Origin of the sequence: uncultured Amaricoccus sp., assembly GCF_937891315.1 — a bacterium.
Lineage (GTDB): Bacteria > Pseudomonadota > Alphaproteobacteria > Rhodobacterales > Rhodobacteraceae > Amaricoccus.
In genome coordinates this window covers 1-14,087 of the sequence record NZ_CALAGI010000130.1, presented here as the reverse complement: position 1 = coordinate 14,087, position 14,087 = coordinate 1, and the positions used below count along the sequence as shown (strand labels likewise).

At 68.4% G+C, this 14,087-nt stretch carries 14 protein-coding genes; 12 read left to right on the top strand and 2 right to left on the bottom strand.

The window, feature by feature from the left end; all coding sequences use genetic code 11:
• The 5 genes from purL to grxD all read left to right on the top strand — a co-directional run.
• A partial coding sequence (gene purL, locus Q0480_RS12200; RefSeq protein WP_299133306.1) for a phosphoribosylformylglycinamidine synthase subunit PurL occupies positions 1–1,897 on the top strand: 1,897 nt, incomplete at its 5' end.
• A 53-nt stretch (positions 1,898–1,950) separates the two neighbouring features.
• The gene (locus Q0480_RS12195; protein ID WP_299133304.1) at positions 1,951–2,493 is read left to right on the top strand and encodes an SRPBCC family protein; all 543 of its coding nucleotides are present in this window, start codon (positions 1,951–1,953) and stop codon (positions 2,491–2,493) included.
• Between the two features lie 4 nt (positions 2,494–2,497).
• Entirely contained in the window at positions 2,498–3,430 is a 933-nt protein-coding gene (locus tag Q0480_RS12190; protein WP_299133302.1) for a PQQ-binding-like beta-propeller repeat protein, read from the top strand.
• A 100-nt stretch (positions 3,431–3,530) separates the two neighbouring features.
• Entirely contained in the window at positions 3,531–3,773 is a 243-nt protein-coding gene (locus Q0480_RS12185) for a BolA/IbaG family iron-sulfur metabolism protein (RefSeq protein ID WP_299133300.1), read from the top strand.
• 3 nt (positions 3,774–3,776) lie between these two features.
• On the top strand, positions 3,777–4,148 hold the full coding sequence (gene grxD, locus Q0480_RS12180; protein WP_299133298.1) for a Grx4 family monothiol glutaredoxin: 372 nt from the start codon (positions 3,777–3,779) through the stop codon (positions 4,146–4,148).
• Between the two features lie 362 nt (positions 4,149–4,510).
• Here grxD and Q0480_RS12175 read toward each other — a convergent pair whose 3' ends face one another.
• Together Q0480_RS12175 and Q0480_RS12170 are read right to left on the bottom strand one after the other, a co-directional pair.
• On the bottom strand, positions 4,511–4,951 hold the full coding sequence (locus tag Q0480_RS12175) for a cell division protein ZapA (protein ID WP_299133296.1): 441 nt from the start codon (positions 4,949–4,951) through the stop codon (positions 4,511–4,513).
• A 1-nt stretch (position 4,952) separates the two neighbouring features.
• On the bottom strand, positions 4,953–5,231 hold the full coding sequence (locus Q0480_RS12170; protein ID WP_299133294.1) for a hypothetical protein: 279 nt from the start codon (positions 5,229–5,231) through the stop codon (positions 4,953–4,955).
• A gap of 250 nt (positions 5,232–5,481) precedes the next feature.
• On the opposite strand from Q0480_RS12170, the gene tkt reads away from it, so the two are divergent.
• The 7 genes from tkt (at position 5,482) to Q0480_RS12135 (ending at position 13,964) form a co-directional block, all read left to right on the top strand.
• Complete coding sequence (gene tkt / locus Q0480_RS12165; RefSeq protein WP_299133292.1) at positions 5,482–7,500, top strand: transketolase; 2,019 nt, start codon at positions 5,482–5,484, stop codon at positions 7,498–7,500.
• A gap of 40 nt (positions 7,501–7,540) precedes the next feature.
• Positions 7,541–8,734, top strand: coding sequence for a phosphoglycerate kinase (locus Q0480_RS12160; protein ID WP_299133289.1), 1,194 nt, complete (start codon positions 7,541–7,543; stop codon positions 8,732–8,734).
• Positions 8,735–8,768: 34 nt separating this feature from the next.
• Positions 8,769–9,698 carry a class I fructose-bisphosphate aldolase gene (locus tag Q0480_RS12155; RefSeq protein ID WP_299133287.1) on the top strand — a complete coding sequence of 310 codons (930 nt, stop codon included), beginning with the start codon at positions 8,769–8,771 and terminating at the stop codon, positions 9,696–9,698.
• Between the two features lie 135 nt (positions 9,699–9,833).
• Entirely contained in the window at positions 9,834–10,130 is a 297-nt protein-coding gene (locus Q0480_RS12150) for a septum formation initiator family protein (protein ID WP_299133285.1), read from the top strand.
• 111 nt (positions 10,131–10,241) lie between these two features.
• Positions 10,242–11,231 carry a pyruvate dehydrogenase (acetyl-transferring) E1 component subunit alpha gene (gene pdhA, locus Q0480_RS12145; RefSeq protein WP_299133284.1) on the top strand — a complete coding sequence of 330 codons (990 nt, stop codon included), beginning with the start codon at positions 10,242–10,244 and terminating at the stop codon, positions 11,229–11,231.
• A gap of 13 nt (positions 11,232–11,244) precedes the next feature.
• On the top strand, positions 11,245–12,618 hold the full coding sequence (locus Q0480_RS12140; RefSeq protein WP_299133281.1) for a pyruvate dehydrogenase complex E1 component subunit beta: 1,374 nt from the start codon (positions 11,245–11,247) through the stop codon (positions 12,616–12,618).
• 8 nt (positions 12,619–12,626) lie between these two features.
• Complete coding sequence (locus Q0480_RS12135) at positions 12,627–13,964, top strand: pyruvate dehydrogenase complex dihydrolipoamide acetyltransferase (protein WP_299133279.1); 1,338 nt, start codon at positions 12,627–12,629, stop codon at positions 13,962–13,964.
• Positions 13,965–14,087: the final 123 nt, after the last annotated feature.

Below are 14,087 nucleotides of genomic sequence, written 5' to 3'. Positions count from 1 at the left end.
CATCGAGCCCTATCAGGGCGCGGCGACCGGGGTCGGCGGCATCCTGCGCGACGTCTTCACCATGGGCGCCCGCCCGATCGCGGCGATGAACGCGCTGAGCTTCGGCAGCCCCGACCATCCGCGCACCCGCGCGCTCGTCTCCGGCGTGGTGGCCGGCATCGGCGGCTATGGCAACGCCTTCGGCGTGCCGACCATCGGCGGCGAGCTGCGGTTTCACGCCGCCTACAACGGCAATTGCCTGGTCAATGCCTTCGCCGCCGGCCTCGCCGAGGCCGATTCCATCTTCTATTCGGCCGCCAGCGGCGTCGGCATGCCGGTGGTCTATCTCGGCGCCAAGACCGGCCGCGACGGCGTCGGCGGCGCGACCATGGCCTCGGCCGAGTTCGACGCCTCGATCGAGGACAAGCGGCCCACGGTTCAGGTCGGCGACCCGTTCACCGAGAAGCGGCTGATGGAGGCCTGCCTCGAACTGATGGCGACCGGCGCCGTGATCTCGATCCAGGACATGGGCGCCGCCGGTCTCACCTGTTCGGCGGTCGAGATGGGCGACAAGGGCGATCTCGGCATCCGGCTCGATCTCGAGCGCGTGCCGGTCCGCGAGACCCACATGACCGCCTACGAGATGATGCTGTCCGAGAGCCAGGAGCGCATGCTGATGGTGCTCCGCCCCGAGAAGGAGGCCGAGGCGCGGGCGGTGTTCGACAAATGGGATCTCGATTTCGCCATCGTCGGCGAGACGATCCCGGAGGACCGCTTCCTGGTCCTGCTCGACGGCGCGGCGAAGGCCGACCTGCCTCTGAAGGCGCTCGCCGGATCCGCTCCGGAATACGACCGGCCGTGGGTCCCCTCGCCCGCGCCGGCGCCGCTCGGCCCCCTGCCCGGGATCGCGCCCGCCGAGGCGCTGTCGCGCCTGATGGCGAGCCCGAACCTCGCGAGCCGGGCCTGGGTCTGGAGCCAGTACGACCATATGGTGATGGCCGATACCGTGGTCCGCCCCGGCTCCGACGCCGGGATCGTGCGAATCCACGGAACGGAGAAGGCCATCGCCTTCACCTCCGACGTGACGCCGCGCTACTGCCGGGCGAACCCCGAACGCGGCGGCGCGCAGGCGGTGGCCGAGGCCTATCGCAACCTCTGCGCCTCCGGTGCCCGCCCGCTCGCCACCACCGACAACCTCAATTTCGGCAACCCCGAGAAGCCCGAGATCATGGGCCAGTTCGTCGGCTGCATCAAAGGCATCGGCGCCGCCGTGGCGGCGCTCGACATGCCGATCGTCTCCGGCAATGTCAGCCTCTACAACGAGACCGACGGGTCCGCGATCCTGCCCACGCCGACCATCGGCGCCGTCGGCCTGCTCGCCTCGCTCGACGAGGTGATCCGGATGGCGCCGGCGGCGGGGGATACGCTGGTCCTGCTCGGCGAGACGACCGGGCATCTCGGGCAGTCGATCCTGCTCGCCGAACTGTTCGGCCGCGAGGAGGGCGACGCGCCGCCGGTCGATCTCGCCGCCGAACGGATCGCGGGCGAATTCGTCCGCGCCGCGCATCGCGAGGGCCTGCTGACGGCGGCGCATGACCTCGGCGACGGCGGCCTCGCGGTCGCGGCGGCGGAAATGGCGCTCGCCGCGGATATCGGCGCGCGGCTCGACGCGGCGGAGGACGAACCGCTCGGCTGGTTCTTTGGCGAGGATCAGGCGCGCTACCTCGTCGCCACCACGGCGCCGGGCCCCCTGCTCATCGCCGCCGACAAGGCGGGGCTGGCCGCGCAGGTGGTCGGCCGCGTCGGCGGCGGGGCGGTGACGCTCGGCGAAGAGGCGATCCCGCTGGCCGACCTGCGCGCCGCGTTCGAGGGCGGCCTACCGCGACTAATGTACGAGACGCCCGCGGTTGAAAGCTAACCCGGTCGGGTTCAAAATCCCGCCGATGCGGCAAAATCCGCGTGGGAGGAACCATGAAATCCTTGTCTGTCGCGGTCGCCGCCCTGGCGATCGCCGTCGTGCCGTTCACCGCCTCGGCGCACGGTCCGGTCCGCCAGAAGGTGGCAGAAACCATCGCCATCGCCGCGCCACCGGAAACCGTCTGGGCCCGGATCGGCAATTTCAACGACATGTCCTGGCTGACCGGCGTGTTCGCGACCGAGGCGACCAATGGCAACGAAATCAATTCCGAGCGTACACTGACCCTCGGCGCCGCCGATGGTCCGAAGATCGTCGAAATTCTCGACAAATACGACGCGACCAAGATGTCCTACAAATACCGGATCGAGTCCGTCGATGTGAAGGTCCTGCCGGTCACCAACTATTCCTCGACGCTCTCGGTCCTGCCCGGCGAAGCCGGCGGCAGCGTCGTGGACTGGAAAGGCGCCTTCTACCGCGGCTTCCCGAACAACGATCCGCCGAAGGAGCTCAACGACCAGGCGGCGATCGACGCGGTGACCAAGCTCTACAAGGACGGTCTCGCGGCGCTGAAGGCCAGTATCGAGAAGACGAACTGACGTCATGCCCGGCGTGGCCCTCTCGCGCGCCGCGCTGGTGCTTTTCGCGAGCCTCGGACCCGCCTCCGCGCAGGTCGGGTTTCTCACCAACCAGTCGGCGAATTCCGTCTGGGAGGTCGATCTCGGCACTGGCGAGAAGCTGCGCGAATGGTCGATCCCCGGCGCGCCCGCCGGGGTCGCGGTGGCGCCCTCCGGCCTCGTCTATGTGACCAGCCCGGAGAATGGCACGGTAACCGCCATCGACCCCGAGACCGGCGTCGCGACAGCGATCGAGGTCGGCGGCGGCCCGCTCGGCATCGCGGCCAATCCGGTCAGCGGCGCGATCTACGTGGCCGACTGGTACGCCGGGCGGATCAACGTGCTGGAAGCCGGCGCGATCACCGGCACGGTCGAGGTCGGACAAAGCCCCGGAGGCGTCGCCGTCACGCCCGATGGTACCACGATCCTGAGCGCGGACCGGGACAGCGATCAGGTGAGCCTGATCGACGCGCGCACGCTGAAGCGCCTGGCGGTCATCCCGACCGGCGCCCATCCGTTCGGCGTCACCATCGACGCGGGCGGCGAGCGCGCCTATACGGCGGACGTCTATGCGAACCAGGTGAGCGTGATCGACATCGCCGCGCGCAAGGTCATCGGCACGGTCAAGACCGACGAGCGCCCCTACAAGGTCGCCCTCGCCGCCGGCCGCGGGTTCGTGACCAATTCCTATGGCAGCGACCTGACCGTCTTCGACCTCGAGAGCCTGGAACCGCTCGGCACCATCGAGGTCGGCGACTATCCCGAGGGAATCGAGGCGACCAGGGACGGCAAGGCGATCTATGTCGCAAACTGGTTTTCCAATACCATGAGCCGCGTCGATCCGCTGGCGATGAAGGTGATCGGCGAGATCGAGACCGGCGACGGCCCGCGTTCCTTCGGCGACTTCATCCGGGACTGAGCCCGCCGCGACCGACACTCTGGAATGGTTCCAGCGCCCTTGCGAAGGCGGGCGCCCGGCCCTAAATTCCGGGGGAAGACGCGGAAGGGAGAGCCGGCCGATGGCGATGGAAGCCGCCGATATCGAACATCTGATCCGCGCGGCGTTCCCGTCGGCCGAGGTCGAGATCACCGACCTCGCGGGGGACGGCAATCACTACGCGGCGACGGTGACGGCCGAGGAATTTCGCGGTCTGAACCGGGTCAGGCAGCACCAGCTGGTCTATGCCGCGCTCAAGGGCAAGATGGACGGATCGAACGGCGAGTTGCACGCGCTTGCCCTGACGACCAAAGCACCGGAGTAAGAAATGACCACGACCACCCGCGCCCATGAGGCGATCAAGGCCGAAGTCGAAGCGAACGACGTCGTATTGTTCATGAAAGGCACCGCGCAGATGCCGCAATGCGGCTTTTCCAGCCGCGTGGCCGGTGTGCTCAACTACATGGGCGTCGCCTACAAGGACGTGAACGTCCTCGCCGATGCCGAGCTTCGCGACGGGATCAAGACCTATTCCGACTGGCCGACCATTCCCCAGCTCTATGTGAAGGGCGAATTCGTCGGCGGCTGCGACATCGTGACCGAGATGACGCTGTCGGGCGAACTCGACGAGCTCTTCACCCGCGGCGGCGTCGCCTTCGACAAGGCCGCGGCGGACAAGATCCGCGAAGCCAACGGCTGAGTTCGGTCAGGCAGGCCGGGGGTCAGGCGGATCGCGGGTCAGGCGGATCGGGGCGGGAAACCGTCGCTTCGATCCGCCCGGAAGATCGCGGGCGGATACCAACGGCCACGTCGGCTGACCCTCCACTCAGGGGTCGGACACAAGCCCCAGCCGGGCGTTGGGCGTGACGGACGGGCCGCCGGTCTCGACCGTCGGCGAGACCGGCACCTCCACCGTCGCACCCCGGAGGACGGGCCAAAACTGGCGTCCGGCCGTTGAGGAAGAGCATCCGTCCGGGCCGTTGGTATGAAAGGCCCGGAAGCTGCTCCCATGCGCCTGCGCGCTCGGAATCCGATACGGCCAAGGCGTTCTCGAACGGACCCTCAGTCGTCCTGCGAGACGCCGTCCGCGACCGCGTTCACCTCGGACAGCACCCGGGTCAGGGCGGAGACGGCGGCCTCGTGGTCCTTGCGGAGCCGGTCGATATCGGTCGAGGACATGCGATGCGTCGCCTCGGTTTCCATCTTCAGCGCGTTCGCGGCCAGCATCGCGGACTTCGCCTCGGCGATCCGCACCCGCTCCTCGGCATGACGCAGCCGGTCCTCGGTCGCGGCCAGCCGATCCTCGAGCGCGGTGGTCGTGTCGGCCAGCATCAGCCCGGCGAGCAACAGGGTCCGCTTCTCGGTCGAGCGGCCGACCGCGTCGTTCACCCGGTTCGCCTCGACGTCGAGCATCCGCGCGGCGCGGTGCAGCGACTGCTCCTGCCCCGGCTCGCAGGCGACCTCGAAAACGCGCCCGCCGATCTCCAGCATCAGATCCGGCATCTCAGACCTCCTCGATCAGCGGCTTCAGCTGGGCGATCAGGTCGTCGAGCGCCGCGACGTCCTTGTCGCGCTTCACCCGCAACTGTTCCAGTTCCTCGGCCAGTTCGGCGTTGAGCGCCTCGAGCTCGGCGATCCGCGCGCGAAGCTCCGGCTCCTCCGGATTCGCGGCGCTGGCGGCGTCGAGCGCGGCTTTCGCGCCGGCCGCGCGCTCGGCGAGGGCGGACCGAAGTCGGCCGAACGCCTCGGCGATCTGGTCATCGAGCTGGCTGATCTCACTCATCTCTGCGCTTTCGAAAGGGTCCGTCCGGTTTTAGGCGGGGCTTTGGAACAATGCAATCAGTCGCGACCGCGTCCGAACCGACTCTGGCCCGCGCGGCCGGGTTTCGGGCAAATTCTAGCCATCGGCGCGGCCGTTACCGCCTTGACCGGCGCATCTTGGCTGCTATTCAAGGCCCAGTCGCGGCCCAGCCCCTTTACTACGGGGCGCGAACCAGCCCCTTTACGGGGCGCGAACAAGAAGGCTCGATCCGTTGAACATCTCCGAACTCCGTGAACGGCATCCCACGCACTGGATGAAGGCCGCGGCGCTCCGGGTTCTGGCCATGGACGCGGTCCAGGCGGCGAATTCCGGTCATCCGGGCATGCCGATGGGCATGGCCGACGTCGCCACCGTCCTCTTCGAGCGGCATCTGAAATTCGATCCGTCCGCGCCGGACTGGCCCGACCGCGACCGTTTCGTGCTGTCGGCCGGCCATGGCTCGATGCTGCTCTACGGCCTGCTCTATCTGACCGGCTATCCGGGGATGACGATCGAGGAGATCAAGCGGTTCCGGCAACTCGGATCGAAGACCGAAGGCCACCCCGAGCGGCATCCGGGCAACGGCATCGAGACCACGACCGGCCCGCTCGGCCAGGGGCTCGCCACCGCGGTCGGCATGGCAATCGCCGAGGAGAGCCTCGCCGCCCGTTTCGGCCGCCGCGTCGTCGACCATCATACATACGTGATCGCCGGCGACGGCTGCCTGATGGAAGGCATCAGCCACGAGGCGATCGCGCTCGCCGGCAAACAGAAGCTGAGCCGGCTGATCGTCATGTGGGACGACAACGGCATCTCGATCGACGGCAAGGTGATCCTGTCCGACATCACCGACCAGATGGCGCGATTCGCCGCCGCCGGCTGGTCGGTCCACGCCTGCGACGGGCACGACCCCGAGGATATCGACCGCGCGCTGACCGAAGCGAAGGCGAGTACACTGCCCGCGATGATCGCGTGCAGGACCCATATCGGCTTCGGCGCCCCGACCAAGCAGGATACCAAGGCCGCGCATGGCTCGCCGCTCGGCCCCGAGGAAATCGCCCGGGTGCGCGAGATCTACGGCTGGACCTCGGCGCCCTTCGAGATCCCCGACGACATCCGTGCCTCATGGCAGGCCACCGGCGCCAGGGGCGCCACGAGCCGCGCCGCCTGGGAGGGCCGCCTCGGCGCGCTCTCCAACACCAGGCGCGCCGAGTTCGAGCGGGTACAGTCGGGCGCCCTGCCCGCCCGCTTCGGCAAGGCGATCGCCGCCTTCAAGAAGGCGCAGAGCTCCGGCGGCAAGGCCGTCGCCACCCGGAAATCCTCCGAGATGGTGCTCGAGGTGGTGAACGCGGTGGTGCCGGAGACGCTCGGCGGCTCCGCCGATCTCACCGGCTCCAACAACACCCTGACCAAGGACCTCGGCGTCTTTGACCCGGAGAACCGCGGCGGGCGCTATATCCACTACGGCATCCGCGAACATGGCATGGCCGCCGCGATGAACGGCATCGCCGCCCATGGTGGCGCGATCCCCTATGGCGGCACCTTCCTCGTCTTCAGCGACTATGCCCGCGGCGCGATGCGGCTCTCGGCGCTGATGGGCGCGCGGGTGGTCTATGTGCTGACCCATGACAGCATCGGCCTCGGCGAGGACGGGCCGACGCATCAGCCGGTCGAGCATCTCGCCAATCTGCGCGCGCTGCCGAACATGTTCGTCTTCCGCCCGGCCGATACCGTCGAGACCGCCGAGGCCTGGGAAATCGCGCTCGGCAGTATGACCACGCCCTCGGTCCTCGCCCTGACCCGGCAGAACCTGCCGGTGCTGCGGACCAGGCACACCAACCAGAACCTGAGCGCCAGGGGCGCCTATGTGCTGGCCGAGGCGACCGGACGGCGCCGGGCGATCCTGCTCGCCACCGGCTCCGAGGTCGAGATCGCCATGGCGGCCCGCGCGGCGCTCGAAGCGAAGGGCATCGGCACCCGCGTCGTCTCCATGCCCTGCTGGGAGCTGTTCGCGGCGCAGGACGAGGCCTATCGCCGCAAGGTGCTGCCCGCCGGCCCGGTCCGGGTCGCGGTCGAGGCCGCGCTCGAATTCGGCTGGGAGCGCTGGCTCTGCGGCGAGCGCGGCGCCGGGAAGAAGGCGGGCTTCGTCGGGATGCGCGGCTTCGGCGCATCCGGCCCGATCGACGAGCTCTATGCCAGGTTCGGCATCACCGCCGAAGCGGTGGCCGAGAAGGTCGAGGCACTGCTCTAGGGCGGGCCCGCCCCCGCCACCGCTGCAATCCGGAGGAACGATGGCCTGGAAATCGCTCGACGACCTCGACCTTGGCGGCAAGGTCGTCCTGACCAGGGTCGATATCAACGTGCCGGTCGAGAATGGCGCGGTGACGGACGCCACCCGGATCGAGCGCATCGTCCCGACCGTCAAGGATATCCTCGCCAAGGGCGGCAAGCCGGTCCTGCTCGCGCATTTCGACCGGCCGAAGGGCAAGGTCGTGCCCGGGATGAGCCTGCGCGTGGCGCTGCCGGCGCTCGAGGCGGCGCTCGGCCAGCCGGTGGCCTTCGCCGAGGATTGCGTCGGGCCGGTGGCCGCCGAGGCGATCGCGGCCCTGCCGGCGGGCGGCGTTCTCCTGCTGGAGAACACCCGCTTTCACAAGGGCGAGGAGAAGAACGATCCCGAATTCGCCGCCGATCTGGCGGCGCTCGGCGGTGTCTATTGCAACGACGCCTTCTCCGCCGCGCACCGGGCCCATGCCTCGACCGAGGCGCTGGCGCGGTTGCTGCCCGCCTGCGCCGGCCGACTGATGCAGGCCGAGCTCAGCGCGCTGGAAAAGGCGCTGACCGACCCGGCGCGCCCGGTGGTCGCGGTGGTCGGCGGCGCCAAGGTCTCGACCAAGCTCGAACTCCTCGGCAACCTGATCGGCAAGGTCGACAGCATCGTCATCGGCGGCGGCATGGCCAATACCTTCCTCGCCGCGCAGGGCATCGACGTCGGCAAATCGCTCTGCGAGCATGAGATGGCCGATACCGCGCGCGCGATCATGACCAAGGCCGAGGGTGCGAATTGCACCCTGGTGCTGCCGGTCGACGTGGTGGTGGCGGCCGAGTTCAAGGCGGGCAGCCCGAACGAGATCGTCGCCGCCAGTGCCTGCCCGCCCGACAGGATGATCCTCGACGCCGGCCCGGCCTCGATCGCCCGCATCGCGGCGGTGTTCAGCGCGGCGCGGACCCTCGTCTGGAACGGGCCGCTCGGCGCCTTCGAGATCCCGCCCTTCAACACCGCGACCGACGCGGCGGCGCGCCAGGCGGCGAGCCTCACCCGCGCCGGCCGGCTGCTGTCGGTCGCCGGCGGCGGCGACACGGTCGCGGCGCTGAATGCCAGCGGCTCGGCCGCGGACTTCAGCTATGTCTCGACCGCCGGCGGCGCGTTTCTGGAATGGCTGGAGGGCAAGACGCTGCCGGGTGTCGCGGCGCTCGATCAGGCCTAGGTTTTCACGAGTTTCAATCGCAGAGGTAAGATCAATGAAGTCCACCCGAACCGTCCAGAAGATCCTGAGCTACTATGAGTCGGACAATCCCGGCGTCAAAGGAAACCTCTGCCGGATGCTGATGAACGGGCGCCTCGGGGGCACGGGCAAGATGATCATCCTGCCGGTCGACCAGGGCTTCGAACACGGGCCGGCGCGCAGCTTCGCACCGAACCCCGCCGCCTATGATCCGCATTACCACTACCAGCTGGCGATCGACGCGGGCCTCAATGCCTACGCGGCGCCGCTCGGCATGATCGAGGCCGGGGCCGATACCTTCGCCGGCCAGATCCCGACCATCCTCAAGGTCAATTCCTCGAATTCGCTGGTCCCCGGCTCGGCGCCGTTCAGCCAGGCGATCACCGGCTCGGTGGACGACGCGCTGCGGCTCGGCTGCGCGGCGATCGGCTTCACGATCTATCCCGGCTCCTCCGTCGGGCTCGACATGTTCGAGGAGATCTCGGCGATGCGCGAGGAAGCGGCGGCCAAGGGCATTCCGACCGTGCTCTGGTCCTATCCGCGCGGCGAGGATCTCTCCAAGGCCGGCGAGACGGCGATCGACGTCGGCGCCTACGCCGCGCAGATCGCCGCCCTGCTCGGCGCACATATCATCAAGATCAAGCTCTCGACCGACCATCTGGAGCAGGGCGAGGCCAAGAAGGTCTACGAAAAGCACGGCATCGACATTTCGAGCGGCGCCGCGCGGGTTCGGCACTGCATGCAGGCGGCCTTCGCCGGCCGGCGCATCGTCGTCTTCTCCGGCGGCGCGGCCAAGGGCGAGGATTCGGTCTATGACGACGCCCGCGCGATCCGCGACGGCGGCGGCAACGGCTCGATCATCGGCCGCAACACCTTCCAGCGCTCGCGCGAGGATGCGATCCGCATGCTCGACCGCCTGATCGAGATCTACAAGGGTCGCGACTGACCCTGATTCCGACGGCGCGACGCGCCGCGCGGACGGCGAAAAGGGGTCCGAAGTTTCGGATTCCCTTCCGCTCCGATATCTGGCATGGTGGCCGCGTCGAATAACGCGGGCCAACGGTTTGTAATGTATCCGGAAATGGAACAAAGACGGGGCGGCTTCGGCGGTGTGATCTTCGCCATCATGGCCATCGCGCTGATCGGCTATCTCGCCTTCGCGGCGTTGCAGGGCGAATACGGCCTCTTCCGCCTGTTCCAGGTCGAGGCGCAGGAGACCCGGCTCGGGCAGGAACTGGAAACTCTGCGGGAACAGCGCGCGGCGCTCGCCGGCAAGACGGAACGGTTGTCGAGCGGACATATCGATCCCGACCTTCTCGAAGAACAGGGGCGGCGGATCCTCGGCCTCGGTCGCGCGGACGAGATCATCATCCGCTGATCCGACCCCGGCGCGCGGCATCGCGGCTTTCGGACTTTCATCCGCCGGCGGCGGCCACTATAATAAAATGGTTCAACGTTAAATCAAAACGAGAACCGGGGGGAAATCCAGATGGCGACAACGCGGCGCGCGACGAAGCCGAATGCGTCGAAGGACGAGCTTCTCCAGTATTACCATGACATGCTGCTCATCCGGCGGTTCGAGGAAAAGGCCGGACAGCTCTATGGCATGGGGCTGATCGGCGGCTTCTGCCATCTCTACATCGGCCAGGAGGCGGTGGTGGTCGGGCTGGAGGCCGCCGCGAAGCAAGGCGACCAGCGGGTCACCTCCTACCGCGACCACGGCCACATGCTCGCCTGCGGCATGGACCCGAAGGGCGTCATGGCCGAGCTGACCGGCCGCGCGGGGGGATATTCCCGCGGCAAGGGCGGCTCGATGCACATGTTCTCGACCGAGAAGAACTTCTACGGCGGCCATGGCATCGTCGGCGCGCAGGTGCCGATCGGCGCCGGCCTCGCCTTCGCCAACTGGTACCGCGGCAACGACAATGTCGCCTTCGCCTATTTCGGCGACGGCGCGGCGAACCAGGGCCAGATCTACGAGACCTTCAACATGGCGAGCCTCTGGAAGCTGCCCTGTGTCTTCGTGATCGAGAATAACCAGTACGCCATGGGCACATCGCTCAAGCGCGCCTCCTCGACCCCGGCGCTCTATACCCGCGGCCAGGCCTTCGACATCCCGGGCGAGGCGGTGGACGGCATGGATGTGCTCGCGGTGATCGAGGCCGGCAGGAAGGCCGTCGCCCACTGCCGCGCCGGCGAGGGGCCCTATATCCTCGAGATGAACACCTACCGCTATCGCGGCCATTCGATGTCCGACCCCGCCAAGTACCGCACCCGCGAGGAGGTGCAGAAGATGCGGGACGAGCGCGACCCGATCGATCACGTCCGCGACCTGCTGCTGGCCGGCGGTCTCGCCACCGAGGATGACCTGAAGGCGGTGGATCGGGCGATCAAGGCGACGATCAACGAAGCCGCCCGGTTCGCGCAGGACAGCCCCGCGCCGCCCGAGTCCGAACTCTGGACCGACATATACGCCTGAGGGGACGAGGAACATGGCAACCCAGATTCTGATGCCCGCGCTCTCGCCGACCATGGAAGAGGGCACGCTGACCAGGTGGCTGGTCAAGGAGGGCGACGCGGTCTCCTCGGGGCAGATCATCGCCGAGATCGAGACCGACAAGGCGACGATGGAATTCGAGGCGGTCGACGAGGGCACCGTCGGCCGGCTCCTGATCCCCGAAGGCACCGAGGGGATAAAGGTGAACACGCCGATCGCCGTGCTGATCCAGGACGGCGAGGATGCCTCCGCCGCCGCGCCGGCCAAGGCGGCCGAACCCGCGGCCAGGAGGGTGGCGGAGCCGAAGCAGGCACCCGCGCCCGCCCCGGCGGGCCAGCCGGCGACCGCGCGCGCCGAAGCGGCGCCGGAGGTTCCGGAGGGCACGCGGTTCAAGACCCAGACCATACGCGAGGCGCTGCGCGACGCCATGGCCGAGGAAATGCGCGCCAACGGCGACGTGTTCCTGATGGGCGAGGAGGTCGGCGAGTATCAGGGCGCCTACAAGATCAGCCAGGGCCTGCTCGACGAATTCGGGCCGAAGCGCGTCATCGACACGCCGATCACCGAGCACGGCTTCACCGGCATCGCCGTCGGCGCCGCCTTCGCCGGACTGCGGCCGATCGTCGAATTCATGACCTTCAACTTCGCGCTGCAGGCGCTCGACCAGATCATCAATTCGGCCGCGAAGACGCTCTACATGTCCGGCGGCCAGATGGGATGCCCGATCGTCTTTCGCGGCCCGAACGGCGCCGCCGCCCGGGTCGGGGCGCAGCACAGCCATGATTTCGCAGCGCTCTATGCCCAGATTCCGGGCCTGAAGGTCGTCCAGCCCTATACCGCCGCCGATGCCAAGGGCCTGCTGAAATCCGCGATCCGCGACCCAAATCCGGTCGTCTTCCTGGAAAATGAAATCCTCTATGGCCGCGCCTTCGAGGTGCCGGACATGGCCGATTTCACCGTGCCGATCGGCAAGGCGCGGGTCGCGCGCGACGGCGGCGACCTGACGATCGTCAGTTTCGGCATCGGCATGAGCCATGCGCTGAAGGCGGCCGACGAGCTGGCGAAGGAGGGCATATTCGCCGAGGTGATCGACCTGCGCTCGCTGCGGCCGATGGATACCGAGACGGTGGTCAATTCGGTGAAGAAGACCAACCGCTGCGTCACGGTCGAGGAAGGCTTCCCGGTCTGCTCGATCGGAAGCTATCTCTCTTCGGTGCTGATGCGCGAGGCCTTCGACTATCTCGACGCGCCGGTGGTCAACTGCACGGGCAAGGACGTGCCGATGCCCTATGCGGCCAATCTTGAAAAGCTCGCCCTCGTCACGGTTCCCGAGGTCATCGCGGCCTGCAAGTCCGTCCTCTATCGTTAGGAAAAGCCATGGCAATCAATATCCTGATGCCGGCGCTTTCCCCGACGATGGAGGAAGGCACGCTGGCCAGGTGGCTGGTCAAGGAGGGGGACGCGGTGAAATCCGGCGCGGTCCTCGCCGAGATCGAGACCGACAAGGCGACGATGGAATTCGAGGCGGTCGACGATGGCGTGGTCGGCAAGATCATCGTCCCCGACGGCACCGAGGGCGTGAAGGTCAATGACCTGATCGCCATCCTGCTCGAGGAGGGCGAAGGCGCGGAAGCGCTCGGCGCTCCGGTCGCGGAGAAGGCCCCGGCCACCGCGCCGAAGGCCGCGCCTGAACCCGCCGCGCCGAAGGCCGCGCCTGAACCCACCGCGCCGGAGGCCGCGCCCGCGGTCCCGGTATCGGCCCCCGCCCCTGCGGCCGAGGGGGCGCGCGTCTTCGCCTCGCCCCTCGCCCGGCGCATCGCGGCGGAAAAGGGTCTGGACCTGACGGCGATCAGGGGATCCGGCCCGAACGGACGGATCGTGAAGGCGGATGTCGAGGCGGCGGAAGCCGCGCCCACCCCCTCCGCCGCGCCGAAGGAGGCGATCGCCGCGCCCGAGCCTCCCGCCCCGGCGGCGGCGCCGGCCGGACCGGCCCTCGATGCGATCCGGCTGATCTACGCCGACCGCGACTATGAGGAAATCAAGCTCGACGGCATGCGCAAGATCATCGCCGCGCGTCTGACCGAAGCCAAGCAGACCATCCCGCATTTCTACCTGCGCCGCCGGATCCGCCTCGATCCGCTGCTCGCCTTCCGCTCCCAGCTCAACAGGGAACTCGAAGGCCGGGGTGTGAAGCTCTCGGTCAATGACTTCGTGATCAAGGCCTGCGCCCTCGCGCTCCAGCGGGTACCGGACTGCAACGCGGTCTGGGCCGGCGACCGCGTGCTGCGCCTCAAGGCGTCCGACGTCGCCGTCGCGGTCGCGATCGAGGGCGGGCTGTTCACGCCGGTGCTGCGCGACGCCGACAGGAAGTCGCTCTCGACGCTCTCCGCCGAGATGAAGGATCTCGCCGCCCGCGCCAAGGCGCGCAAGCTCGCGCCGCATGAATATCAGGGTGGCGGCTTCGCGATCTCCAACCTCGGAATGATGGGGGTGGAGAGCTTCGACGCGGTGATCAACCCGCCCCATGCCTCGATCCTCGCGGTCGGCGCGGGCGTCGCGGAGCCGATCGTCGGCGCCGGCGGGGCGATCGAGGTGGCGACCATGATGTCGGTGACGCTCTCGGTCGACCACCGGGTCATCGACGGCGCGCTCGGCGCGAGCTTTCTGGAGGCGGTGAAGGACAATCTGGAGCATCCGCTGGCGATGCTCGCCTGACCCGACGCGGGCAACCCTCCGGGCGGTCATACCAGATCCGCCTGACTGGTTCGGATCGAGATTTTTTCCGCGGACCGCTCTTGGGGGGCGCCAGTGGCGCGCCCGCGGTCCGCGCGCCCGGAG

Bases quoted from the DNA above. Each gene is read 5' to 3' on its own strand.
- Q0480_RS12185 (WP_299133300.1), top strand. From the start codon at position 3,531: ATGGCGATGGAAGCCGCCGATATCGAACATCTGATCCGCGCGGCGTTC.
- Q0480_RS12140 (WP_299133281.1), top strand. From the start codon at position 11,245: ATGGCAACCCAGATTCTGATGCCCGCGCTCTCGCCGACCATGGAAGAG.
- pdhA (WP_299133284.1), top strand. From the start codon at position 10,242: ATGGCGACAACGCGGCGCGCGACGAAGCCGAATGCGTCGAAGGACGAG.
- Q0480_RS12160 (WP_299133289.1), top strand. From the start codon at position 7,541: ATGGCCTGGAAATCGCTCGACGACCTCGACCTTGGCGGCAAGGTCGTC.
- Q0480_RS12135 (WP_299133279.1), top strand. From the start codon at position 12,627: ATGGCAATCAATATCCTGATGCCGGCGCTTTCCCCGACGATGGAGGAA.
- grxD (WP_299133298.1), top strand. From the start codon at position 3,777: ATGACCACGACCACCCGCGCCCATGAGGCGATCAAGGCCGAAGTCGAA.
- Q0480_RS12175 (WP_299133296.1), bottom strand. From the start codon at position 4,951: ATGCCGGATCTGATGCTGGAGATCGGCGGGCGCGTTTTCGAGGTCGCC.
- Q0480_RS12155 (WP_299133287.1), top strand. From the start codon at position 8,769: ATGAAGTCCACCCGAACCGTCCAGAAGATCCTGAGCTACTATGAGTCG.
- Q0480_RS12190 (WP_299133302.1), top strand. From the start codon at position 2,498: ATGCCCGGCGTGGCCCTCTCGCGCGCCGCGCTGGTGCTTTTCGCGAGC.
- Q0480_RS12150 (WP_299133285.1), top strand. From the start codon at position 9,834: ATGGAACAAAGACGGGGCGGCTTCGGCGGTGTGATCTTCGCCATCATG.
- Q0480_RS12195 (WP_299133304.1), top strand. From the start codon at position 1,951: ATGAAATCCTTGTCTGTCGCGGTCGCCGCCCTGGCGATCGCCGTCGTG.
- Q0480_RS12170 (WP_299133294.1), bottom strand. From the start codon at position 5,231: ATGAGTGAGATCAGCCAGCTCGATGACCAGATCGCCGAGGCGTTCGGC.